This is a genomic window from Klebsiella sp. MPUS7, from assembly GCF_009905335.1.
Classification (GTDB): Bacteria; Pseudomonadota; Gammaproteobacteria; order Enterobacterales; family Enterobacteriaceae; genus Klebsiella; species Klebsiella grimontii.
This window is the reverse complement of sequence record NZ_CP047604.1, coordinates 3,334,555-3,358,274: the sequence shown is the minus strand read 5'-3', so window position 1 is coordinate 3,358,274 and position 23,720 is coordinate 3,334,555. Positions and strand designations below refer to the sequence as shown.

Here is a 23,720-nt window from a genome sequence, read left to right as displayed (position 1 = left end):
CATACCTTATGAACTTCTCTTGGTTATCAACATAACACTATGCAAACAACTTCCGCTATTGGCACAGAGCCGCTTGTCAGACTAGGTTTGGCTCTGTGCAGTAGATGTTTCAGGATAAATTTAAGGTAATAGAAGTTTCGTCATTAATGAAAGTGCTGTAGCTCAGGAGGTCAGACTGCCGAGCGTCTCCTGAGCTGTATTTAATGCAGTCTCTGCACCTTCTTTCAGTGTTGCCATCAGGTCGCTGACAGAGGCGCTTTGCAGCCCCTCCCTGATGTCCCCATCAATCCTTTGTAGTGAGAGTGTGAACGCAATTTTTTTCGCCTTACCATAGCGATCAAACTCCTGGTGCGTTTCCTGCAACCCCGTAATGACATACATTCCGTAAATCGAGCCAACCCCATCAATTAAAGGCCAGGCCAGCCCGGTATACGCCATCGTCGAGACGGCACCCAGCGACAGGTTGCCGCCGGTAATTTCTGGATAGAGCAGCCCACCCAGAGTAAGCTGATTTTCACCCGCACCCACGTACTGCCATTTTGCGCTACGGCCAACACGATCATTTTTGACGTGCCGCCAGTTACGGGACAGCTGCAACTGCTGATAGGGCAGAGTCCTGAGTTCAAAGACAAAAAGCCCGAATACCATCATCATAGTTATGACTCCCCATTAATCGTTATCCCGGAACGAACCCCGAACAGCGCGCCGCCGTTTATCCATTTCCGCGCGGACAGCTTCACCAACCAGCCGCGCCAGCTCGTGCGGGTTATCATTCCGCACGTCATGCAAATGGACGTGGATCTCTCCAGAAAAAACTCCGCCCTGCGCCGCAGCTGCTGCGCGCTTAACCTCATCCCTGCGCACTGGTTTCAGGGCAGGCGCTTGCAACACCACCGGCTCACCGGCCGCAATGATCGGGCGGGCGCTGACGGACTGGCGGACAAGCCGCGACTCCTGCCATTCACCCCGCACCGCCAGCGCGGGCGGCAGGTTCTTAAATACGATATCTCCCGGCCCGACGCGCTTGCGCTTTTCCTCATCTAAAAGACCTTTAGTGTTATCCGCGATTTGCCCCAGCCTCCGTTCTGTTCCAGAGCTACCCCCGAGCACGCTGGGCGGCGGTGCGCTGCCTTTGCTAGCTGGCTTTTCGGATGACCATTGCCACTCCCTTTTAACCATGCGCCCGGATTTTTCATCCCATTCCCACATAACCGGAATGGCCCTGAGCCTGGCCGCTTCCAGCCTGGCTCTTTCAATGCCGTCTGGGATGAGATCGAGCTTCTCCAGTAACCAGCCGACGCCTTCTATTAACTTCTGAAGCGGCCAAAGTAGTACGCTAAGCGCGGTCCCTAGGACCTCTCCAAATGTCTGCCCGGCGCTAGCGCATTTGTTTAGCGCCTCGCGACTCTCCTCGACGGGGGTTAATACTTTTTTAAACCAGTTCCAGACGTTTTTAACGCCATCCCCAATGGCACCGAAAACGGGCGCCAGCCGGGAAAATGCGTTATGAACTGGCGCTAACCCCTGGATGACGCCTGTAAAAAAACCGCTAAAGAAGGCTTTAATTGGTCCCCAGTATTTCCAGATCAGTACTCCCGCAGCTACAAACGCAGCACCCACTAAACCGATTGGGCTCAAGAGCATTGATAATCCGCCGCCCAGTGCCGCAATACCGCCTTTCACAATGCTGAAGAAAGCAGGGATCCCGGTTAACCGCAGCGTTAGTCCGCCAATGCTTTTTGACAGGGCGCTGATAGCCGTTCCCGGAGCGCTAAAGGCGCCAAGTAACGCACCGCGCAGGGGTACCATCAACCTGGTTAATACGCTGGCGCGTCCAGCCAGACCGCCGAGTAAGGCACGCCATCCGCTGATTTTTGCCAGTGCACTGCCGCCCACAGCACTCAACATGCGGAACGCTGATACCGTACCTCCGATGCCGCTCCCGCCGGACAGCAGCGCAAACCCCAGCCTGAGCTTTGCAAGCGGCCCTAAAAGTAGACCAGCAGCTAATGACATACCGCCAATTACTGCGGTTAATGCCAGTGCAGTACCACCGGCGAGTAACAACGTTTGTGAAAGTCTGGGGTTTTCTTCTACCCAACTTTGAATAGTGCCAATAACCCGGCTAAGCCCCTGTGTCACTCTGCGCAATGGGCCGTCTACTGTCTCAGCCACAGAAATGCGGAACGCCTCCCACGCGCTGTCAAGCTCCTTCAAATCGCCGCCTAGGTTGTCTTTCTTCTTGTTAGCGACGGCGAAGGCCTCCTGATTTTTATGTGCTTCTGCAATTTGTTCATAGAGTGACTGGAGGTAGCCATCACCTGCGCCGTTGACCAAAGACTGGAGGCTCGTAAAACCCTCTTCTCCGGCGATATCTTTGAAAAATGAAACCTGATCCACCTCGCCAAAGCGGGAAACGCGTTTTTGTAGATCGAGAAGAATATCGAACGGACGTCGCATTTTTCCGCTCGCGTCGGCAGTTTCCACTCCCAGCTCTTTGAGTGCCTTTTTGGCTGCCGTAGTAGGGGAGGCCAGGCGGGAGAGTGAGCGACGCATTGCCGTACCGGCCTCACTACCGCGAATACCCACGCGCGCCAGCGTGCCGGTCATGGCTGCGGCTTCTTCCAGGCTAATCCCAAGTCCCGCTGCTACCGGCCCGACAACTTTCATTGTCTCGCCCAGGCTGCTTAGCGTGGTGTTGGTACGGGTAAATGTACCTGTCAGCACATCGCTGACTCGGTCCATTTCTCCGGCGTCGAGGGCGAACTGTGAAAGAATATTTGAGCCGATATCTGCTGTTTCACCCAGTTCCATACTGCCTGCCAGCGCCATATTGAGCACGCCGGGCAGTGCGGCACGGATAGCATCTGGCGTGAAGCCCGCCATTGCCAGAAAGGCCTGGCCGCTGGCGGCGTCACGTGTGGTGAAGGCGGTTTCAGCACCGAGTTTTTTTGCCTGAGCACGCAGGGCGGCTAGCTGTGAATCGCTTTTATCGAGCCGCGTCAGCGCCTGAACGTTTGACATTTCCTCATCAAAACCAACCGCAGGCGACAGGAAGCGTCCGGCGCCGTACCCGGCAGCGGTTGCTGTACCTAATGCTATGGCACCGCCAGAGCGCAACTTTCCGGCCATCTGCTGTGCCCCCTCGTAACGTTTACGAGCTTGAGTGACCGCAGCAAGTTGCCGTTTTTCTCGTTCAAGGGATTGGTTGTATTGTTCTGTGCGGCGTATCGCGTTACCGATGGTGGCACTACTACCGGAAAGCATGACGCCATGCTGGCGCAGGGCTGATGCACTTTCACGAAGGCGGGCCACTTCCGTCACGCGTTTTGCGGTCAACCGATCAAGCCGCTCACCCAGTCGCGACATCAGTATTTGCTGTTTTTCTGTCAGCGTCCCGTTTTTACGTTGCGCTTCTGACAAGCCATCAAAGCGGGCACGGGCACGTGAGATGGAACGATCGGTTTTGCCGACGACCGCGGTCATTCGCTGAAAAGTGGCACTGCTCTTATCGAGCCCTTTCAGGGTGGATTGTGTTTTTCTGAGGGAGTCGGAAAGGCCGCCCGCACTCTGGCGGGCAGCATTAACGGGGCGGGTAAATCTGTCGATAGCGCTGAAAGCAACGCGGATATCAAGATTCTTCATCACTGGCACCACTTCGAAGCGCCGCCCGCTTGCGCCAGGCTATCACCTCGCCAAGATCCATGCCGAAAACTTCAGAGGGCGGCCAGTTAAAAATAACGGCAATATCAGCAACCAGATCGTCGATCTGGTCAAACGCAACGGTGATTACTCGCTCTCCGTCTCCGCCACGTTCGACGCTCCAGGCTCCGGCGGATTCAAGAAAGGGACCAGAAGCTCTGCCAGGCCGATAAAGTCCAGAGTGTGCATCTCGTTGATTTCTTTTTGTGTCAGCACAGGCGCGGTGACTCGCGTCAACAGCGTGGCAATTGAGTCTGCATCCATATTGGCAACGCGGATAAGATTCAGGCCGCGTAACGATCCGGCCTGACTGATGGCGCCGGTGATTTCCACCTGACCGATCTCACTGTCTTTACGAACTACCGGCTGCATCAGCGTGAACAGGTTTTTAGTTTTTTTAGCCATGTTTAAAATCTCCGGGCGGCATCTTTGCCACCCTATGAAAGGTTATCAATTGCCCATGCCAAGGGCGGAGGTGATGCGGTCCGGGAACATGTTCTGACCGTTCTTTTTGTAGATGAAATTCAGCAGATCGATTTCGATAAGGGGCTGATCATCAATGGAGAATTTGTAGTAGATGGATTTAAAGGTGTAGCTTTCCTCCGTGTCTTCCCCCTGTTTTGAGTCTCCACCGTCGAGTTCAGTAAATCGCCCGCGCAGCTCCACCTCGACAAGCTGGCTTTCGCCATCAGTGAAATATTCACCCGCAAAGCGCAGACGCGTGCCGTCAATTTCTGCTCCGTATTCGAGAAACAGAGCCTTAATGACGCCGCCAAAAACAATGGTGGAATCCAGCGCGCCAGCCTCAAGGCCGAGATCAACACCGACCGCACCCAGCATGCCACCGCCCTGATAGTCCTCTACCTTTCGTGACAGTTTGGGGCGAGTGAAAGAGGTCACTTTTCCCAGATAGTTGTCGCCGTTAACAAAGCAGCTAAAAAGCCGCAGTTTGTGAGGAATAGCCATTATTCACCCCCGAGCGACGCGAACGCCGGTTCGTAAAAATCATCAGTAAAGGTCTGGTAAAGCGTCAGATCTTCAAGCGGTGGGACCGGGCTGTAGCTATAGCGCACAATCAGTTTTCCCTGGCGCAAATCCGTGGTGCCGTTGTCCAGCGTATCAAACCAGCAGTCAGCACCGATAAGCTGGCCGGCAGTGACTTTTTTGCTGAGAGCAGAGCGGATGCCGCTTACCACATCTTTCACGTTGGCCGGAGTGAGCGGGCTGTCAACAGAGGTAAATTGCGCCTCCGCAATGCTATCCGCCAGGATCTGCGCGGTACGGGTGAACACCTCGAAAGTATAGGTTTTGGTGTCCGTGGTGCGGTTACCCCAGAAGCGGAAACCGTCACGCTTGATAAGCGTCGTGATTTCGTTGTTGTTCAGCTCGTTGGCGTCGCTGTCTTCTGCCTGTAGCGCCCAGAAAACATCCTTCGAAATACCCAGAACATTATTCACTACAACGTTGGACAGTGATTTGTGCCAGCCCTGGCTGTTATCAATAGCGGCGCGCAGGCCGCAGGCGTAAGCCGGGGCGGGAAACGTTTCGTTATCATCCGTCAGGGGGTTGTAAGCGATAAAGTCAGGCCAGATCAGCATCAGCTCGCGGTAAGCGAAGGTTTTGCGATAAGCAATAGCCTCCGCCATGGTCGCGCAGCCGTTACAACCGGCATAAACAAAAGCCCGAAGATTCTGGGCAATCACGCAAAGCTGTGACGTTACCTCCTCGGTGTCGTAGTCCGGTACCGCCAGGATGCGCGGACGATAGCCGGTTTTGGCTTCCGCCGTCAGCAGGGCATACATTCCCGTATAGCTGTCGCCATCTGTTCCGCCAATAACGGCCTGGGACTGGCTGGCGCCGTTACCGGAAGCCTCTTTCACCCGGACAATCACAACGCGCGGGCTGCACTGATCGGAAATGGCTTTGAGGGCTCTGTAAAGTGACCCGGTTTTACCTGCCTTGCCGAGGACGTTACGCACCCGTGTCAGCAGAACCGGCGTATTGAGCGGGAAGGTTTCCGGATCGGCGTCATCAGCAACCGCAACAATACCGATCACGCTGGAATCAATGTCATTGATTACTTGCTGTAGGTCGGTATTTTCGCGAGAGCGGACGCCGTGAAAACGAGTTTCAGACATAAGTTCACCATCATGTTGCTCTTTGAGTTCAGGGCAATATTCAACGTTAAGTCTGTTGGCGTCGCCTGGTTGCCGGTCTGCCCGTTCGCTGACAACAAAAAGGGATTCAGCCCCGCGCGCGGGCATGGAATCATCAGCAAAAAACGGGGGGAGTTATGTCGATAGCAGACACGCTGACAACAGCAGCCGAAGCGTATGTAGAAAAATTAAGTGAGGTCGTGAAGACACCGGATTTTAGTATCACGCTGGGTGGGGTTGCCCTGACCGAACTGGCCGACCGCATCACCTCGCTATCTGTTACAGATAACAACGGTTTTGATGCTGACCAGCTAACCCTGTCAGTAGATGATTCTGACGGGGTAACAGATTTACCCCCACGTGGTGCGGAGCTGGCGGTGTCCATCGGCTGGCTGGGTGAGGCGTTGATCTACAAAGGTCTCTACACCGTTGACGAGGTGGGGCATAGCGGGCCGCCGGATGTTATCGACATCACCGCGCACAGCGCTGATTTTCGCGAAGAGATGAACGTCAGGCGGGAGGTGTCCTGGCATGATGTGACGGTAGAGCGGGTGGTATCGGCCATAGCCCGGCGCTATGACCTGAAGCCGATGATTAGCGAGGCCCTGATCGACATTGAGATCGACCATGCGGATCAGACCGAAGAGAGTGACATGTCGTTTTTAACGCGCATGGCGGAGATGTTGGGGGCCATTGCCACCGTGAAAAATGGCTGTCTGCTGTTTATCCTGCCTGGGGGCGGCGTCAGTGCATCTGGTAGGGCGCTGCCATCGGCTGAGATAACCCGTGCCAGTGGAGATCGCCACAGGTTCCGCATTGCCGATCGCGATGCTTACACCGGCGTGCGGGCGTACTGGCTGGATCTTAATTTCGGTAAGAAAAAACCGGTCAAGGTCACTAAGCGCAAAACAAATACTGCCAGAAAAAAGGCTGGGGAGAAAAGCAGCAGGCCGGAGGGGGATTACATGGAAGGCGCTGAAGGTAACGTGTATGTTTTGCGTAAAACCTATCAGAACGAAACGGCGGCCAGGCGCGCAGCTGCGGCAAAATGGATACAGCTCCAGAAAGGCGCGGCACAGTTTTCGATAACCCTGGCGCGCGGCCGCGCCGATTTATATCCGGGTATGCATCTGACCGTGTCGGGCTTTAAGCCTGAAATCGATACTCAGGATTGGATAATTGCCAGAGCGGAACATGTGATCGGTGATAACGGATTTACCACGAAAATGGAGCTTGAGGCGAAAATAAGCGACTGGATTGCAGAAACTGAACAGTAGCGGCCATAATAGGCGTGAGTTCAACTCCCTATGGGAGATCATCATGTTTGTTTGTCCCTACTGCGGCGCAAACGCCCGCACCCGCACCAGCCGCCGGTTAAGCGAGTTCACCATCCGGCAATATCATCAATGCCAGAATCTTGAATGCAGCGAGTCATTCACGACACTTAACACCGTAGAGCGCAGAGTAACGAAGCGCTCAACCAGCGCAGATCCTTTGCCGCCAGGATTTATCCCCGGCGATGCTTTCCCGGCTTCTCATTACGGGAACAGTCAACTTAGTCTTGCAGTATAAAAATAGCCCCCTGGAAAGGGGGCTATTCTTGTCAATGTGGTCGATATGTGGACATTTTTGAAATAAATCCTTTTATTTCAATTTATTAAATTCCAAAAAAAAGCCCCGTCGGGGGCGACGGGGAAAAACTCATTGATTATGGAATGATCTGTTCTCTGGTCAGTTCGAGAACAGGGCTACTCTACGACGCAAAAATGCAGCTAAAATGGAGAAACCGTGGAGATTCGGGACCAAAGACCGTTTTCATCAATTAAGGAGCAGAAATGAAGGGGATGATACTGATGCTGCCACTGGCGCTTGCCGGATGCGCGCAGACTCAGCCGACACAGCAAGCACATCCGGTAGGGATGGCTAACCCGGCTTCGGTTTACTGTCAGCAGCTGGGCGGGAAACAGGTTCCCATTCAAAGCCCGCAGGGCGTGCGCAGCGAGTGCAAGCTACCCGGTGGTGAAACGTTAGATGAATGGGAGCTCTGGCGCCGCGATCATCCGGCTAAGTCATAGCGCTTTCAGCCAGTCAGCCAGCACCTGGGCATGGTTATGCCGGGTGTTTTTCGCCGCGTAGAGCAGCGTCAGCGTCTGCCGGTGGGCCAGCGCGGCCAGGCGCTCGCCTTCATCACGATGGGCCTCAAGCTCCTGGCGATAGCGCTGGCTAAAGTGGGCAAAATCGAGCGTCTCGCCGTGAAAAGCCTTGCGTAAATCTGTCGATGGCGCCAGGGTTTTGCACCACTCAGCGTAATTGAGCGCCTCTTTTTTTATTCCTCGCGGCCACAGGCGGTCTACCAGTATACGGTAGCCGTCGCTCTCTTCCTGCGGGTCATAAACGCGTTTACATTGAATCATCGTCACTCTCCCTTTGTTTCATCCAGGCAAGCAGCTGCGGCAGTTGCTGTTCGGAAAATACCGTAATCCCGTTCTCGCGAAGCAGGGCGGCGGCAACGCCGGCTCCGGGTTTGCGCCGTCCGTTAAAGGTACCATCATAGATAAACTGACTGCCGCAGGTTGGGCTGCCGTCGGTGAGCAGCGCCGCGGTACAGCCTTCCTCCTGCGCGGCTTTTAGTGCCAGCCAGGCGGCCAGCTGATAGTGCGCGGTGACGTCCTGGCCGTCGCTTTCGACAATTTGAGCACGATTTCGCATAACGTCCGCTCCCTGTGCGTCCAGGATCTCCGCCGGTAGTCTGGGGATGGGCAACCCCGCAGCCAGCTCCGGGCAGTGGGTGACCAGCCGCCCCTCGCTCTGCCAGCGAGACAGCGCGTTAGCCAGTTGGGCTTTGTGACTGCCGTTATAGCGAACCTGAAAGCCCATCAGGCAGGCGCTAACCAGAATTTTGTCCTTCATCGTGCATCCATAGCCGTTTGTTTGCCCAATACCATAACGCCAGTTAGAGTAAATTACCCGCGTTCAAGGGCAGACAAAATAAGGATTGTGTTCTGCCGTGGAGATCGCTAACCTGAGGCTCCTTGTGTTGCCTGATAATCGCTATGACATAAGGATCCTGCTATGAACTCCCCCCTGCGTATTGCTCTGGTCGGTGATTACAACCCCGACGTCGTTGCCCATAAAGCGATTCCGCTGGCGATTGATGATGCCGCTGCCGTACTGGAACTGCCGCTGCGCTATGACTGGCTGTCCACCAGTGAGATAAAATCCGCTGATGACCTCGCCGATTACGATGCTATCTGGGTGGTTCCCGCCAGCCCCTATAAAAATGCCGAAGGCGCCTTTATCGCCATTCGCCACGCCCGGGAAAACGGTATTCCGTTCCTTGGCACCTGCGGCGGCTTCCAGCACGCGATTATTGAATACGCGCGCAACGTTATGGGCTGGCAGGATGCCGCGCATGCCGAAACCGATACCGAAGGGCGGATGGTGATTGCGCCGTTAAGCTGCTCGCTGGTGGAAAAGTCGGACAATATTGAACTGCGCGCCCATACGCTTATCTCCCGCGCCTATGGCCGCGACAGCATTGAAGAGGGTTATCACTGCAGCTACGGGATTGCCGACGATTTTGCCCGCGAACTGGAGCAGGGCGACCTGCGGGTCACGGGCTGGGATGATGACGGCGAGATTCGGGCGGTAGAACTGGTGACCCATCCGTTCTTTGTCGCCACGTTATTCCAGCACGAGCGCAACGCGCTGGAAGGCAGACCTGCGCCGCTGGTTCACGCGTTTTTACGCGCGGCAAGTCAGTGAGCGAACGCCCGGCGGCGGTCGCCGGGCATCGCTAGCGCTAGCCGTTAATCTCCCGATCGCGCCCGGCCAGCGCGCCAAATACCGCCATCGCAATTGAGATCAACGCCACGGCGATCAGCGGGATATGCCAGTCGCCGTTGGCATCATGAATTTTCCCCATCACCGGCGGCCCGCAGGCGGCCAGCAGATAGCCCACCGTCTGCGCCATGCCGGACAGCGCGGCGGCCTGGTGCGCTGAGCTGGCCCGCAGACCGATAAAGGTCAAGCCGAGAATCATGGTCGCGCCGGACCCGAAGCCGAAGATAAGCGTCCATAGCACCGCCTGACCGGGTAAAAACCATAATCCGAGCGCGCTGACTGCGCACATCAGGGCGACCAGAACTGCGATACCGCGCTGATCTTTCAGCCGATGAAGTATTAACGGTATCGCCAGCCCCGGCGCGGCGGTTGCCAGCTGGAGCAGCCCGTGCAGGGAGCCCGCCTGCGCTTCGCTGTAGCCAATGCTTTGCAGAATGGCGGGCAGCCAGCCGATGATGACGTAGTAGACCAGCGAGTTAATCCCGAGAAACAGCGTCACCTGCCAGGCCAGCGCCGATCGCCAGATCCCGCGGTTGTGGATGGCGCCGGACCCGGTCAGCGGCGCGGCGGCTTGCCTGCGCGACTGCGGCAGCCAGACAAACAGCGCCAGCAGCGGAAATACCATCAGCATCAACAGCGCGCCGCGCCAGCCCAGCCCGGCGAAGGCCAAGGGAACGACCATTGCCGAACCCAGCGCCGCCGCGCCCCCCATGGTGAGAGAGTAAGCGCCGGTCATTTTGGCGACGTGCTGCGGGAAGTCACGCTTAATGAGTCCTGGTAGCAGAACGTTCCCCAGCGCGATGCCGCAGCCGATAATCGCGGTGCCGATAAACAGCAGCGTGACCACGGGCAGGGAGCGCAGAGCAATACCGAGGCAAATCAGGATCAGCGCCAGCAGCAGGCTGCGTTCAATGCCGAAGCGGCGGGCGACAGCCGCCGCCAGCGGCGAGACCAGGCCAAAGGCCAGCAGCGGCAGAGTGGTTAACAGACCGGTTTGCGCGGTGGTGAGGCCATATTCGCTGCGAATGGCATCAAGCAGCGGCGCGGCGCCGGTAAAAGCCACGCGTAAGGTGGTGGCGATAAGCAGAATACCGGCAATCAATACAAGATGACGGCGATCGGCAGAAGGTGAAGCAGAATTCATGGCTATCTCAAACTAGAATACGAGGCGGTTACAATAGCCTGTTTGTCCTCTGTTTAAATCAAGCTAAAATGACAGATTATCGCTAAAATCGGACATTTTTATGATCGGACTGGGCCTTGACGGCTACGACCCGGACAGCGGTCACGAAGCGGCGGCGGCTTTTCGTATTCAGGTTGTCGCGGACGAGCAGTACATTCCGCGCCATCAGCACCGCAAAGGGCAGCTTATTCTCGCGCTTCACGGGGCGCTGACCTGCGAAGTGGAGAACGCGATGTGGATGGTGCCGCCGCAGTACGCGGTGTGGGTGCCGGGACAGGTGCCGCACAGCAATCGGGCGACGCCGGAGGCGCAGGTCTGCTTTTTGTTTATTGAACCCGACGCGGCGGCGATGCCGGCTTTCTGCTGTACGTTAAAAATTTCACCGCTGGTGCGCGAGCTTATCCTCGTCATGGCCGAGCGCGGCAGGGCAGAACTCGCTAAACCGGCAATGAACCGCCTGGTGCAGGTGCTGTTCGATGAACTCCCGCAGCAGCCGCAGGAGCACCTGCAGCTGCCGGTCTCCGGGCATCCAAAAATTCGTCAGATGGTGGACACGATGGCCGTCGACCCGGCCCGCTGGCAAATGTTGGCGCAGTGGGCGGCGGAATTCGCCATGAGCGAACGCAATCTGGCGCGGCTGGTGGTGCGTGAGACGGGCTTAAGCTTTCGCCGCTGGCGACATCAGCTGCAGCTGATCCTCGCCCTGCAGATGCTGGTCCGCGGGCAGACGGTACAGCAGACGGCGCAGAGCCTGGGCTATGACTCTACCACCGCCTTTATTACCATGTTTAAAAAGGGCCTCGGGCAAACGCCGGGCCGCTATCTTGCCAGCCTGGCTACGACTTCCCAATAAACAGCGAAATGATCCCGGCGGCGATCAGCGGGCCAACCGGAACGCCGCGGAAGAGGGCGACGCCGAGGACGGTGCCGACCAGCAGTCCGGCCACCAGCTGCGGCTGCGAGCCCATCAGCGCCACGCCGCGTCCGCCAAGCCAGGAAACAAATACCCCCACGGCAATCGCCAGCAGCGACTTCCAGTTCACAAAGGAGTGCAGCAGCGTTGAGGGCGGCAGCGTACCGCTGGCAATGGGGGCCATCACGCCGATGGTGAGGATAATAATACCGATGGTCAGCCCCTGCTTTTCAATCCATGGAAAGAAAGCGTTGAGTGGGGTGACGCGGACGATAATTAAAACCAGGATTGAAATAGCAACGGTGGTGTTGTGGCTAATAAAGCCGAGCGCCGCCAGGCCCAGCAGTATTAACAGGGTGGTGTCGAGCATGTGCAGAGGTCCTTGCCAAAAAATAAAAAAAGAAAAACCCGTTTACTCTACGCATAATCGCGTAAGTAAACAGGTTTTTTATCGCAGACTCGCGATTTGAGGCATCTGCACGATCGATTGCTACCCGCGGCCTTAGCGTAGCAGGGGGGCAATCAGGCCAGGCGATGAAACGCGGTCAGTTCCGGACGGGCAATGCGCAGATAGTCGGCGGTATCAAGGATGATGGACTTATCAAGCTGCCCGGCGTTGAAGGCGATTTCCGGGAAACGCGCAAACAGCAGCGGATCGGCGACCAGCCGCAGGTCCGGATGGAAAGTGAAGGGGGGAATGGCGCCAAACGCGCAGGCGGTCAGGGCGTCCACTTCCGCCGGGCTGGCCAGCGAGGCTTTACTGCCGCCGATGTATTCGGCCAGCCGGGCTAAATCCGCCTGAAGATCGGCGGCGAGGATAGCCAGAACGTGCTGATTAACGCCATGCCCTTTCACTTTACACACCAGCGCCTTGGCTCCCTGGCCCAGCGCGGTGCCGCGAATCTTCGACACGGCTTCACATTTCCCGACGGCCTCATGTTCAACGACCCGATAGCGGGCGTGGGAGCGGTTAAGCAGCGCTAGCAGCTGCTGATGAATACTGATTCTTACAGGCGCGTTCATGTCGATTTTTTCCTTCACAATAAAACCTCAAGATTCTTCTTCTCGCCCCGGGTAAGGATACTTTTTTTGCTTTTTATTTTCGTACAGCCGGGCATCGGCGATTTTCATTACATCGGCCAGGCTATCCCCCGGCGCCATGCTGTAGGCGCCCCATGAGAAATTAACGCGCCGGTTAATGTCAATTGCCCTCAGGTGCTGGCGAATACGCTCGGGGATATTTTGCGCCTCTTGTTCCTCATAATCGATCAGGATCAGGAAGAACTCATCGCCGCCCAGACGGATGCCGTAATCGCTTTTACGGATGGCGGCGGAAATGGATTGCGCGAGCAGCACAATCGCGCGGTCGCCTTCGTCGTGCCCCCAGGTGTCATTAAGGTATTTAAGCCGGTCGCAGTCCAGCGCCATAAACACGATATTCACCCCCTGCTCGGTAAGCTTTTGCATGCGGGATTCCAGCAGCGAGGAGAGAATTTTACGGTTGTAAAGACCGGTTAAAGAATCACTAATATTCTCTTTGAAAACGTCGATATACAGACGAAAGTGCATGCGTACCAGATGCAGTAAAACGCCGGTAGATATCAGGTAAAACAGGAATAGCTTCCAGGAGCTAAGCAGAAAATAGGTCATATCCAGCGACAGCGCAATATGCAGGTTTTCCGCTACCTTCTGGCTATGGTGGGCATAGCTGAAAAAATGCGTGTTGCTGCGGTGTACACGGATTTCAGATGTTGAGTCGGAGTCCGTTAACGTGATGTCGAGATAGCGCCAGACCAAAGGGCGGTCGGCGGTGTAAAGAAGTTTCTCAATATCATGGCGAGTGACATCCACCATCACGATGCCCTTCAGCCGATCCCGATGATAGACCGGGGTTAAAAATGACAAAATATTCTGCCCGGTTAACGCGTCAGCATAGATGCTGGAAATCAGCGTGCGGCCACGAAGTAAACCGTTGAGGCTGTTCTGAGTGATGCCCAGTTTGCTGTCGTGAAGAAAGTCCCAGTTGGCGACTGGATTGCTTTTTATCTCAATTGGTGAATAGAAATAGGCATACTTATTATCTAAATCAAGATAGTAGCGGAAACGTTTGTCTGATTTGAATGTTGTCGCATTCAGCGCTGAGTTCATATCGCTTTGGGCGATAGCGGCATCAAATGCCTGCAGCGCCGGGAGAGCGTTGATCCATGGCCCGCACGACGCCTGCGTGGTACTGAGCGTACCGTGAAGCCCGGGGAAGGTATGCCCGGCGATATTCAGGCCGAAGACTTTACCCTTGTTCTCGACGCTGGCGCAGGCCTGTTGGGCTTTTTCGGCAGTCGGATGCGTATCCAGCTTTCGCGCGACCTGGGAGATCACGAGCTGATTTTGATATTTATCGTACAGGAAGGCGGATTCGCCCTTTTCGATGATATATCGCATGTATTCTGACATATCCCGATGGCTGGCGACTAATTCATACACCAGAAACGAAGATGTCAGGACAACTACCCCCGCAGAAATGAAATAACGGAGTAATTTATTCTGTAATTTCATGATGATAATTTCGCCAGCACGATTAAGATGATTCTACCATGGGCGGCCCGGTGGCGCCACGACCGATGATAAGCATACTGGTCGTCTGTCCAGCATCGTCATGCGTCATCACCGAACGGCAATGAAAATAAATAGCTGATTAAATATAAGGATGCTAAGTTATGTGGCTATCATAAATATTCGACTAAATTCATTTTTCACTCATTTTGTTCTCAATAAAATATGCTGCAATAACCGCGCTGCGGCTATCCTGCCGCCGCTAAAAATGAAATAATGTTAATTATCAAGCGAACTTTTCTTATTTTCACCAGTCCTTAGCAGGGTAACAGGCGGTACTATTGATAGCGGTAATGAGGTTATGATGATGGAAAACGCAGCGGTGCAGGCATCCCCCCGAAAGTTTAAAAAAATAAGGGAGCTAAACAGGCGTCGTAATTATTTATTTAAGAAAATACGCAATGTCATTCGAGTCTATATCGCTAAAGCGTTCTGGGATAGTCGCGTGCGCCGCGAAGCTGATTTAACCTCTGTTAAAACGGTGTTGCTAATGCGTAATGAAGGGGCGATCGGCGACGTGGTAGTAGATTCAGCGCTGGTTAAATGCCTCCATAAGGCAGGTATGACCGTTGATTTTCTGTTAACGAAATCAAACAGTCAGGTCATGCGTGATAATCCACATATTCGCCATATTTATGAAGCTGAGAATGTCGACTCGGCGGCTTATCTGCGTAAGTTTACCCATAACGTTCCTCGCTCCGTTATTAATGAGCTTGCGAATAATAAGTACGATATTGTAATTGACCCGTCGCTGTTTGATATTCCGGTTCACCGCATGCTGCTTTTACGGCAGATAAAACCCAGGTCGGTACTGGGATTTAATAAATGGCCTTCCATCAATCACTATACCCGGTCTTTTGATTTTGACTGTGAAAACTGGCACGTCAGCAAGACATTTTCGATCATCGCTGATTATCTGCAGCTGGATAAGAAATATCTGCACTCTTATGACCTGCATATCCCGCAGGATGTTAATCATCAGGTTCGTGAATATCTGGCGGCGCTGAACGGGCGTAACGTGGTGATTAATATTTTTGCCGGGCATCAGGACCGTAGTATGTCGCAGACGCAGCTGGCTGCGCTTATCGCCAGGCTGTGTCAGGATTATCCCGACGTCAACATCATCCTGCTCGATCACCGCGATGAAATCCGCATTCCCCTGGCGGAAAAGGTCTGCGTGAATCCGTTTAAAACGCTGCATCACTGCATGGCGCTTATTGCCCAGGCCGATTTAGTTATCTCACCGGATACTTCGGTGGTCCATATGGCGGCGGCGTGGAAAAAACCGCTTATCGCGGTCTACAAAGATGTGCGGATGAATAATCGACTCTGGGCGCCGGGATACGACAAGGCGCGGCAGATCATCGTTAAGTGCGGCAAGGTGCACCAGCTGGAGAGCTTGCCCGACCTGATTATGTCGGAGATTGATCCCGGTACTTTGCAACGGGGGCGGGCCGGGTAAGGCGGGATAAAAAACAGCCAGCGTCTGTGCTGGCTGTCGGGAAAAGTTTAACCGTCCGCTTTTGAGGTCTGCTTGTGAAACAGTTCGCGAAATACCGGATAAATATCTTCCGGGTCGCGAATATGCTGCATAGCAAAGTTTTCGAAGGTCGACTGCAGGTGTTCATACTCCCGCCACAGCGTCTGGTGCGCCCGACGGGTTATCTCAATATAGCTATAGTAGCGCACCACGGGCAGGATCTTCTTCGCCAGCAGTTCATGACACAGCGGTGAGTCGTCCGCCCAGTTATCCCCATCCGAGGCCTGCGCGGCGTAGATATTCCACTGCGCCGGGTCGTAGCGCTCTTTGACCACTTCATCCATCAGCTTCAGGGCGCTGGAGACAATCGTGCCGCCGGTTTCCTGCGAATAAAAGAATTCGTGTTCGTCGACCTCTTTAGCCTGCGTATGGTGGCGGATATAAACGACATCGACGTTTTTATAGGTCCGGCTGAGGAACAGATACAGCAGGATGTAAAAGCGTTTTGCCATGTCCTTGGTCGCCTGGTCCATGGAGCCCGAGACGTCCATCAGGCAGAACATGACTGCCTGGCTTGACGGTTCTGGCCGTTTTTCGTAGTTCTTGTAACGTAGATCGAAAGTATCAATAAACGGGACGCGGTCGATTTTCGCCCGCAGTTCGGCTATCTCTTTGCGCAGCCGCTCCTCTTCCAGCAGCTGTGCCGGTTCGCTTTTGCTAATGGTATCAAGGTCTTCTTCCAGCGCGTGCAGTTCCCGGCGTTTACCGGCGGTCATCGCCGTGCGCCGCGCCAGCGAGTTTTGCAACGAGCGAACGACGCTGATATTGGCGGGAACGCCGTTAGCGGTATAGCCCGCGCGATGGGTTTTATACTCCGTCAGCTGGCGCTGCTGGTTTTTCTTCAAATTTGGCAGGGCGAGATCCTCGAACAATAGATCGAGATATTCGTCTTTCGAAATCTGAAAGACAAACTCGTCCTGGCCTTCGCCGTCGGCGCTGGCTTGCCCCTGACCGCTGCCTCCACCGCCACCGCCGCCCTGAGGGCGTTCGATACGGTCATTTTGTACAAAGTGATCGTTACCGGGGTGTACGCGATTGCGCAGGCCGCCGCGTCCCTGATGAAACATCGGTTCGTTAATATCGTCCGTTGGGATGGAGACGGACTCTCCGCTCTGAATATCGGTCACCGAGCGCTTGTTGATGGCCTCGGAGATCGACTGCTTTATCTGCGCTTTATAGCGGCGCAGAAAGCGCTGCCGGTTGACGGCGCTTTTATTTTTCCCGTTCAGGCGTCGGTCTATGAACCAGGTCATATGCCCTCCTGTACTGCATTTGCCAACTATGCCCCGGCCATTCAGGCGCGGAAAACAGCCCATCGCTGAATGTTATTGGGTCTTCGCAGTTATTATTAACCCGACAGCGGTGAGCTGCCGGGCCGGTCTATCAGGATGATTTACGTACCCGCAGATACCATTCGCACAGCAGACGAACCTGCTTACGGGTATAGCCTTTCTCCATCATGCGGTCGACAAAGTCATCGTGTTTTTTCTGCTCATCGGTTGACGTTTTGGTGTTGAAGGAAATCACCGGCAACAGCTCTTCGGTATTGGAGAACATTTTCTTCTCGATAACCGTGCGCAGTTTCTCGTAGCTGGTCCAGTTTGGATTACGCCCGCTGTTGTGCGCTCTGGCGCGCAGCACGAAGTTGACTATCTCGTTGCGGAAGTCTTTCGGGTTACTGATCCCGGCGGGCTTCTCGATTTTCTCCAGTTCCGCATTCAGCGACTCGCGGTCAAACAGCTGGCCGGTATCCGGGTCGCGGTATTCCTGATCCTGAATCCAGAAGTCGGCGTAGGTGACATAACGGTCAAAAATGTTCTGCCCGTACTCAGAGTAGGATTCAAGGTAGGCGGTCTGGATCTCTTTGCCGATAAACTCGGCGTATTTCGGGATCAAATAGCCTTTGAGGAACTCAAGATAACGCTCTGACTGCTCCTGCGGGAACTGCTCGCGCTCGATCTGCTGCTCGAGGACGTAGAACAGATGCACCGGGTTGGCGGCGACTTCGGCATGGTCAAAGTTAAATACCCGCGACAGGATTTTGAACGCGAAGCGGGTAGACAGGCCGTTCATCCCTTCATCAACGCCGGCATAATCGCGATACTCCTGATAGGATTTCGCTTTCGGGTCGGTGTCTTTCAGGCTTTCGCCGTCATAGACGCGCATTTTTGAGTAAATGCTCGAGTTTTCCGGCTCTTTCAGCCGCGACAGAATCGAGAAGCGCGACAGCGTTTCCAGCGTGCCCGGCGCGCACGGCGCATGGGTCAGTTCGCTGTTATTAAGCAGTTTTTCATAGATGCGGATCTCTTCCGAGATACGCAGGCAATAAGGCACCTTGACGATATACACGCGGTCGAGGAAGGCCTCATTGTTTTTGTTATTCCGGAAGGTCACCCATTCCGATTCGTTGGAGTGGGCGAGGATGATCCCGTTGAACGGCAGGGCGGAGATCCCTTCGGTACCGTTATAGTTGCCTTCCTGCGTGGCGGTCAGCAGCGGGTGCAGCACCTTGATAGGCGCTTTAAACATCTCGACGAATTCCATCAGCCCCTGGTTGGCGCGGCACAGGGCGCCGGAGTAGCCGTAGGCATCCGGGTCATTCTGCGCGTAGTGCTCCAGTTTACGAATATCCACTTTACCGACCAGCGCGGAGATGTCCTGGTTGTTCTCGTCGCCGGGCTCGGTTTTGGCGATGGCGATCTGCGCCAGAATTGATGGCCACACTTTCACCACGCGGAACTTAGTGATGTCGCCGCCGAATTCATGCAGACGCTTGGCCGCCCACGGCGACATAATCGTCCCCAGATAGCGGTTTGGAATGCCGTACTCTTTTTCGAGGATTTGCGCATCCTCCTGCGGGTTGAACAGACACAGCGGATGGTCGTTGACCGGGCTGCGCTCTCCGTTTGCGCTGAGCACATAGATAGGGACGCGCTGCATTAAGGACTTCAGGCGTTCGGCAAGCGATGATTTACCGCCGCCCACGGGCCCCAGCAGATACAGAATCTGTTTCTTCTCTTCCAGCCCTTGAGCGGCGTGCTTCAGGTAAGAAACAATTTGCTCAATGGCATCTTCCATCCCGTAAAACTCTTCAAAGGCCGGATAGCGTGCGACAACCCGGTTTGAAAAGAGACGGGATAGCCTGGGTTCGAGGGCCGTATCGACCATGACCGGCTCACCGATGGCCATCAGCAATCTTTCTGCTGCGTTAGCATAAGCACTGCGATCTTGCCGACAGATGGTAAGAAACTCCTGCAGTGTGAACTCTTCGTCCTTGGCAGCTTCATAGCGCTGGCGATAGTGATCGAATATATTCATGGCATGCCGTCCTTTCGTTTTTAGCACAGGTTGAGAGCCGTTCATATGAATAGTGGGAGCCCCCGGAAGAGGTAAGCTGCATAGCGCTCTCTGATACTCCAGCAACCCTTATGCCAGGTTGGCGAAGTATCGGGATAACGTGCCCCGCATTTACTTCTTCTAAATTTAAGCGTAGATGCATTTGGAAAACTTGCATGGCGTAGAAAATCAATTTCAATGACATATCAATAACTCATCCGGAAAACGGTCTCTTTTTTGCACCTCTTGTCCTGCGGCGTCATGGCGCTGTCATTCAGGTGTCAGCTTGTGGTCATCTGACGATGAGAAAATGATGAGTTCAGTGTAATGACTGGTAAAGAATTTGAGGCATGACGTATACAACGTTAAACTGCCTGCGCTGATTATTTGACAACAGGAATATGGATCGTGACTAAAATCAAACTTCTGGCACTTGGTGTGTTGATTGCGAGTTCAGCATCCGCCGTACACGCTGAAGGGAAGTTCACTTTAGGGGCGGGTGTGGGTGTGGTCGAACATCCCTACAAGCAATATGATGCTGATGTTTACCCGGTGCCCGTTATTAATTATGAGAGCGATAACTTCTGGTTTCGCGGCTTGGGTGGTGGTTACTACCTGTGGAATGATACCAACGATAAGCTCTCTGTGACCGCGTACTGGTCGCCGATGTACTTTAAGCCTGGCGACAGCGATAGCCAGCAGATGCGTCGCCTGGATAAACGTAAGTCCACGGTGATGGCGGGGCTCTCCTACGAACATTATACGCAGTACGGTTTCCTGCGCACCGCGCTGTCAGGGGACACCCTGGATAACAGCAACGGTATCGTATGGGATCTGGCCTGGCTGTATCGCTATACCAACGGCAACCTGACGCTTACGCCGGGTATTGGCGTGGAGTGGAACAGCGACAACCAGAACGAGTACTACTATGGTGTTTCGAAACATGAGTCGAATCGCAGCGGCATGCGCAGCTACGATCCGGACAGCAGCTGGAACCCGTACCTCGAGCTGTCGGCAAACTATCGTTTCCTCGGCGACTGGAGCGTATACGGCGTTGCGCGCTATACCCGTCTGTCCGATGAAATCACCGATAGCCCGATGGTGGACAAATCCTGGAGCGGCCTGATTTCTACCGGGGTCACTTACTCCTTCTGATAGTGCTTTATTACAGGGCATTTTGTGCATCAAAACAGGGCGTCTCGCCCTGTTTTGCATTATGGTGGTGCAATCATTTGCAGGAGGTAGCGATGGTAGAAAGGACCATTCGTTTTGGCGAGCATCCGGCGGTTCCCGTTATCGGGCAGGGGACCTGGTATATGGGTGAAAACCCGGCGCTGCGCGCGCAGGAGGCGGCTGCACTGCGCGCGGGCATCGATCTTGGCCTGACGGTTATCGATACGGCGGAAATGTATGCTGACGGCGGCGCTGAAGAGGTCGTCGGCGAGGCGATTCGCGGGCAACGCGATCGGGTGGTGCTGGTGTCTAAAGTCTATCCATGGAATGCCGGTGGACGCAAAATAGCCCGCGCCTGCGAGGCCAGCCTGCGCCGCCTCAATACCGACTATCTGGATCTTTATCTGCTGCACTGGCGCGGAGATTATTCTCTACAGGAGACGGTTGCCGGCATGGAAGCGCTGGTTGCGCAGGGTAAAATTCGCCGCTGGGGCGTGTCGAATCTCGATGAGGATGATATGCAACAGCTCTGGCAGGTGGAGGGCGGCGAACGGTGCGCGACCAATCAGGTGCTCTATCATCTGGCTTCCCGCGGCATTGAGTATGACCTGCTGCCGTGGTGCCAGCAGCGGCGGCTGCCGGTAATGGCCTATTGTCCGCTGGCTCAGGCCGGTCGCCTGCGCAATGGACTTTTAAATCATACCGTTGTGAAAAATATTGCGCAGGAGCGGGGCGTGGCCGCGGCGCAGATTCTGCTGGCGTGGGTGATTAGCCGCCGGGAGGTACTGGCGATCCCGAAAGCGTCGAGCATTGAGCATGTCGCGCAGAATGCCGCGGCGCTGGATATTGTGCTGAACGATGAGGAGCTTGCGCTTCTCGATAAAGCTTACCCGGCGCCGGCCAGAAAAACGCCGCTGGATATGGTGTAAAGCAAAGCCTAACTCTGCGATCGGCAAAATACGCGTACAATCAGTCGAGTAGGCCGGGCAAGGCGTCAGCCGCCGCCCGGCAGAACGATGTTAACCCGCGCGCCATCCTGCTTTGCGTTAGCGTTTCACCACGCGGAGGGTTTGCGCCAGGCGCGAAGGTTTCTCTTCGCTGGCCTTCTGGGTTTCGGTCACGCAGCAGGTTTCTACGCAGACGAAGGTTTTGTAGCCATCATCCGGCATGTCGCCCATGCTGACGGAAAGCGCCGGACCCGGGTTCCAGGCCACCACGTTGCTGTTGTGATGATGCGTAACGTCGATATTGCGGTTCAGCGCATCGTCGTGAATCACGCTGCAGGTTTCGGCATTCAGATACACGCGGTCGGTACGATCGGGAAAGGTCTCTGTGCCATTGCTCAAAACGCCTTCTTCCGCGTTTTTCACTTTATCAATATAACGCTCCCCCAGACCGCTGACCTTTACAGCCGCAATGTCGCCGACGTTGAAATAGGTGTGCAGGGCGGAAGTGGTTTCAAATTCGCCGTGCGCTTCCAGCTCAATTTCGCAGGTTTTGCCCAGCTTGAAACGCGCCAGCAGGGTGAACTCGTGCGGCCAGTACTGGCGGGTAGCCTCGCTGCTTTTCAGTTCAAAGGTCAGCACCGCGCCTTTGTCATCTTCATCGTGCCCTTTCAGAGCCCAGGGCAGATTGCGGGCGAAGCCGTGGGAGGGCAGACCCGGCTGCGCAGAAGGGCCGAACCACGGCCAGCAAATCGGCACGCCGCCGCGCAGGGCAACGCCGTTTTTAAACGGCGTATTGCCGCTGAGCCACAGGACTTCTTCTTCGCCCGCGGGCTTCCAGGAGAGCAGGTGAGCGCCCTGCAAAGCCACGGAGGCTTTCACCTGCGGATGGTCAACGACGATCAGCTCAAGGTCATCAAGCTGGCGGCGGGAAAGGACAGGGGTAAGTTGTTCGATAACCGGGAGGGCAAAAATTTTATTAATCATTACGCAATCCTTTATCTTCAGACAAAAAAAAGAGCGACCGAAGTCGCTCTTACAGATTACTGTCTCATCTCAACTTATTTGGAGATGTGAGCAATCAGGTCCAGAACCTTGTTGGAGTAACCAGTTTCGTTATCGTACCAGGAAACCAGTTTCACAAAGTTGTCGTTCAGAGCGATACCCGCTTTGGCGTCGAATACGGAAGTGCAGATTTCACCGTTGAAATCGGTGGATACAACGTCGTCTTCGGTGTAGCCCAGAACGCCTTTCATTGCGCCTTCAGAAGCAGCTTTGATTGCTTTCTTAATTTCTTCATAAGAAGCAGCTTTTTCCAGACGAACGGTCAGGTCAACAACGGATACGTTCGGAGTCGGAACGCGGAACGCCATACCGGTCAGTTTGCCATTCAGTTCTGGCAGGACTTTACCTACTGCTTTAGCAGCGCCGGTAGAAGACGGGATGATGTTCTGAGCTGCGCCGCGGCCGCCGCGCCAGTCTTTGTGAGACGGGCCATCAACGGTTTTCTGAGTTGCGGTGGTTGCGTGAACGGTAGTCATCAGACCTTCGATGATGCCGAAGTTGTCGTTGATAACTTTTGCCAGCGGAGCCAGGCAGTTGGTGGTGCAGGATGCGTTGGAAACGATGTCCTGGCCTTCGTATTTGTCAAAGTTAGCGCCTTTAACAAACATCGGGGTGTTGTCTTTGGACGGGCCAGTCAGTACGACTTTTTTCGCGCCAGCGGTGATGTGTTTACGAGCGGTTTCGTCGGTCAGGAAGATACCGGTTGCTTCAGCAACAACGTCAACACCCACTTCGTCCCACTTCAGGTTAGCCGGGTCACGCTCAGCGGTAACACGGATTTTTTTACCGTTAACGATCAGATGACCGTCTTTCACTTCAACGGTACCGTTGAAACGGCCGTGAGTGGAGTCATACTTCAGCATGTAAGCCATGTAGTCAGCGTCTAACAGGTCGTTGATTGCAACGATCTCGATGTCAGAACGTTCCTGAGCAGCACGGAAAACAATGCGACCGATACGGCCAAAACCGTTGATACCTACTTTGATAGTCATATATTCCACCAGCTATTTGTTAGTGAATAAAAGGTTGCCTGTAAAATTACAAAAACCTTACGCAGCGTCAAGCGGAATCGTGTCAATCATTGCGACAAATCAATCCAGAGCATGCCTTTGCGCGGTCGATTTATCCCACTTTCCCTTTGAGCCCAATTCCATATGGGGGCTGCGCCCGGAATTTTAAAGGTCATTGAAGATAAAAATGTGATATTCATCACAATTGTGTGGCTGCCTTTTGGCGTCGCCTAAGTTTAGAACAA

24 protein-coding genes are annotated in these 23,720 nt (G+C 54.7%); 8 read left to right on the top strand and 16 right to left on the bottom strand.

From position 1 onward, the window contains the following. Window positions 1–162: 162 nt before the first annotated feature. The 6 genes from GUC22_RS15655 to GUC22_RS15630 are packed head-to-tail and all read right to left on the bottom strand — an operon-like array spanning window position 163 to window position 5,840. On the bottom strand, window positions 163–654 hold the full coding sequence (locus GUC22_RS15655; RefSeq protein WP_160183625.1) for a phage tail protein: 492 nt from the start codon (window positions 652–654) through the stop codon (window positions 163–165). 15 nt (window positions 655–669) lie between these two features. Further along, window positions 670–3,645 carry a phage tail tape measure protein gene (locus tag GUC22_RS15650; protein ID WP_160183624.1) on the bottom strand — a complete coding sequence of 992 codons (2,976 nt, stop codon included), beginning with the start codon at window positions 3,643–3,645 and terminating at the stop codon, window positions 670–672. Then, window positions 3,632–3,790, bottom strand: a complete 159-nt coding sequence (locus GUC22_RS15645; RefSeq protein WP_032440702.1) for a GpE family phage tail protein — start codon at window positions 3,788–3,790, stop codon at window positions 3,632–3,634. The genes GUC22_RS15650 and GUC22_RS15645 overlap by 14 nt, the downstream gene beginning before the upstream one ends. Further along, the gene (locus GUC22_RS15640; RefSeq protein ID WP_047724049.1) at window positions 3,790–4,107 is read right to left on the bottom strand and encodes a hypothetical protein; all 318 of its coding nucleotides are present in this window, start codon (window positions 4,105–4,107) and stop codon (window positions 3,790–3,792) included. Before GUC22_RS15640 ends, GUC22_RS15645 begins: the two co-directional genes overlap by 1 nt. A gap of 45 nt (window positions 4,108–4,152) precedes the next feature. Then, window positions 4,153–4,668, bottom strand: a complete 516-nt coding sequence (locus tag GUC22_RS15635; protein ID WP_160183623.1) for a phage major tail tube protein — start codon at window positions 4,666–4,668, stop codon at window positions 4,153–4,155. Continuing rightward, window positions 4,668–5,840: a phage tail sheath family protein gene (locus GUC22_RS15630; protein WP_160183622.1), complete on the bottom strand. Its 1,173-nt coding sequence runs from the start codon at window positions 5,838–5,840 to the stop codon at window positions 4,668–4,670. The genes GUC22_RS15635 and GUC22_RS15630 overlap by 1 nt, the downstream gene beginning before the upstream one ends. 155 nt (window positions 5,841–5,995) lie before the next feature. Here GUC22_RS15630 and GUC22_RS15625 point away from each other — a divergent pair, with 155 nt between their 5' ends. The 3 genes from GUC22_RS15625 to GUC22_RS15615 all read left to right on the top strand — a co-directional run bounded on the left by GUC22_RS15625 (window position 5,996) and on the right by GUC22_RS15615 (window position 7,933). Continuing rightward, a complete protein-coding gene (locus tag GUC22_RS15625) occupies window positions 5,996–7,135 on the top strand; it encodes a phage late control D family protein (RefSeq protein WP_160183621.1) in 1,140 nt (379 codons plus the stop codon). Between the two features lie 43 nt (window positions 7,136–7,178). Continuing rightward, window positions 7,179–7,430: an ogr/Delta-like zinc finger family protein gene (locus GUC22_RS15620; protein WP_004213128.1), complete on the top strand. Its 252-nt coding sequence runs from the start codon at window positions 7,179–7,181 to the stop codon at window positions 7,428–7,430. Between the two features lie 263 nt (window positions 7,431–7,693). Continuing rightward, entirely contained in the window at window positions 7,694–7,933 is a 240-nt protein-coding gene (locus GUC22_RS15615) for a DUF333 domain-containing protein (protein ID WP_101868083.1), read from the top strand. On the opposite strand, the gene GUC22_RS15610 is transcribed toward GUC22_RS15615, so the two are convergent. Beyond that, window positions 7,928–8,272 carry a DUF488 domain-containing protein gene (locus tag GUC22_RS15610; RefSeq protein WP_004138318.1) on the bottom strand — a complete coding sequence of 115 codons (345 nt, stop codon included), beginning with the start codon at window positions 8,270–8,272 and terminating at the stop codon, window positions 7,928–7,930. The two genes, GUC22_RS15615 and GUC22_RS15610, sit on opposite strands and share 6 nt — an antisense overlap. Continuing rightward, window positions 8,259–8,768, bottom strand: a complete 510-nt coding sequence (locus GUC22_RS15605; protein WP_004138316.1) for a DUF523 domain-containing protein — start codon at window positions 8,766–8,768, stop codon at window positions 8,259–8,261. Before GUC22_RS15605 ends, GUC22_RS15610 begins: the two co-directional genes overlap by 14 nt. A gap of 162 nt (window positions 8,769–8,930) precedes the next feature. Between GUC22_RS15605 and GUC22_RS15600 the strand changes: the two genes are divergently transcribed. After that, window positions 8,931–9,623: a CTP synthase gene (locus GUC22_RS15600; protein ID WP_004138314.1), complete on the top strand. Its 693-nt coding sequence runs from the start codon at window positions 8,931–8,933 to the stop codon at window positions 9,621–9,623. A 37-nt stretch (window positions 9,624–9,660) separates the two neighbouring features. On the opposite strand, the gene GUC22_RS15595 is transcribed toward GUC22_RS15600, so the two are convergent. Then, window positions 9,661–10,845, bottom strand: coding sequence for a CynX/NimT family MFS transporter (locus tag GUC22_RS15595; RefSeq protein WP_024359472.1), 1,185 nt, complete (start codon window positions 10,843–10,845; stop codon window positions 9,661–9,663). A gap of 100 nt (window positions 10,846–10,945) precedes the next feature. On the opposite strand from GUC22_RS15595, the gene GUC22_RS15590 reads away from it, so the two are divergent. Then, on the top strand, window positions 10,946–11,737 hold the full coding sequence (locus GUC22_RS15590; protein ID WP_160183620.1) for an AraC family transcriptional regulator: 792 nt from the start codon (window positions 10,946–10,948) through the stop codon (window positions 11,735–11,737). Here GUC22_RS15590 and GUC22_RS15585 read toward each other — a convergent pair. The 3 genes from GUC22_RS15585 to dgcJ form a co-directional block, all read right to left on the bottom strand. After that, complete coding sequence (locus tag GUC22_RS15585; RefSeq protein ID WP_004138309.1) at window positions 11,721–12,167, bottom strand: DUF441 domain-containing protein; 447 nt, start codon at window positions 12,165–12,167, stop codon at window positions 11,721–11,723. The two genes, GUC22_RS15590 and GUC22_RS15585, sit on opposite strands and share 17 nt — an antisense overlap. Window positions 12,168–12,319: 152 nt before the next feature. Then, complete coding sequence (locus GUC22_RS15580; RefSeq protein WP_024359470.1) at window positions 12,320–12,820, bottom strand: YbaK/prolyl-tRNA synthetase associated domain-containing protein; 501 nt, start codon at window positions 12,818–12,820, stop codon at window positions 12,320–12,322. A 27-nt stretch (window positions 12,821–12,847) separates the two neighbouring features. Beyond that, a complete protein-coding gene (dgcJ, locus tag GUC22_RS15575) occupies window positions 12,848–14,350 on the bottom strand; it encodes a diguanylate cyclase DgcJ (protein ID WP_101868081.1) in 1,503 nt (500 codons plus the stop codon). 361 nt (window positions 14,351–14,711) lie between these two features. Between dgcJ and GUC22_RS15570 the strand changes: the two genes are divergently transcribed. Next, on the top strand, window positions 14,712–15,869 hold the full coding sequence (locus GUC22_RS15570) for a glycosyltransferase family 9 protein (RefSeq protein WP_049090022.1): 1,158 nt from the start codon (window positions 14,712–14,714) through the stop codon (window positions 15,867–15,869). 47 nt (window positions 15,870–15,916) lie between these two features. Here GUC22_RS15570 and GUC22_RS15565 read toward each other — a convergent pair whose 3' ends face one another. Together GUC22_RS15565 and yeaG are read right to left on the bottom strand one after the other, a co-directional pair. Next, window positions 15,917–17,200 carry a YeaH/YhbH family protein gene (locus tag GUC22_RS15565; protein ID WP_004138302.1) on the bottom strand — a complete coding sequence of 428 codons (1,284 nt, stop codon included), beginning with the start codon at window positions 17,198–17,200 and terminating at the stop codon, window positions 15,917–15,919. Window positions 17,201–17,330: 130 nt separating this feature from the next. Beyond that, complete coding sequence (gene yeaG / locus GUC22_RS15560; protein ID WP_004121478.1) at window positions 17,331–19,265, bottom strand: protein kinase YeaG; 1,935 nt, start codon at window positions 19,263–19,265, stop codon at window positions 17,331–17,333. A gap of 426 nt (window positions 19,266–19,691) precedes the next feature. Between yeaG and GUC22_RS15555 the strand changes: the two genes are divergently transcribed. Further along, window positions 19,692–20,438 carry a MipA/OmpV family protein gene (locus GUC22_RS15555; RefSeq protein WP_004138300.1) on the top strand — a complete coding sequence of 249 codons (747 nt, stop codon included), beginning with the start codon at window positions 19,692–19,694 and terminating at the stop codon, window positions 20,436–20,438. A gap of 92 nt (window positions 20,439–20,530) precedes the next feature. Further along, window positions 20,531–21,385: an aldo/keto reductase gene (locus GUC22_RS15550; protein ID WP_160183619.1), complete on the top strand. Its 855-nt coding sequence runs from the start codon at window positions 20,531–20,533 to the stop codon at window positions 21,383–21,385. Between the two features lie 117 nt (window positions 21,386–21,502). Here GUC22_RS15550 and GUC22_RS15545 read toward each other — a convergent pair whose 3' ends face one another. Together GUC22_RS15545 and gapA are read right to left on the bottom strand one after the other, a co-directional pair. Continuing rightward, window positions 21,503–22,387 (bottom strand): D-hexose-6-phosphate mutarotase, encoded by an 885-nt coding sequence (locus GUC22_RS15545; RefSeq protein WP_004138297.1) that lies wholly within the window; start codon window positions 22,385–22,387, stop codon window positions 21,503–21,505. 74 nt (window positions 22,388–22,461) lie between these two features. Further along, window positions 22,462–23,457 carry a glyceraldehyde-3-phosphate dehydrogenase gene (gapA, locus tag GUC22_RS15540; protein ID WP_004138295.1) on the bottom strand — a complete coding sequence of 332 codons (996 nt, stop codon included), beginning with the start codon at window positions 23,455–23,457 and terminating at the stop codon, window positions 22,462–22,464. Between the last annotated feature and the right edge of the window lie 263 nt (window positions 23,458–23,720).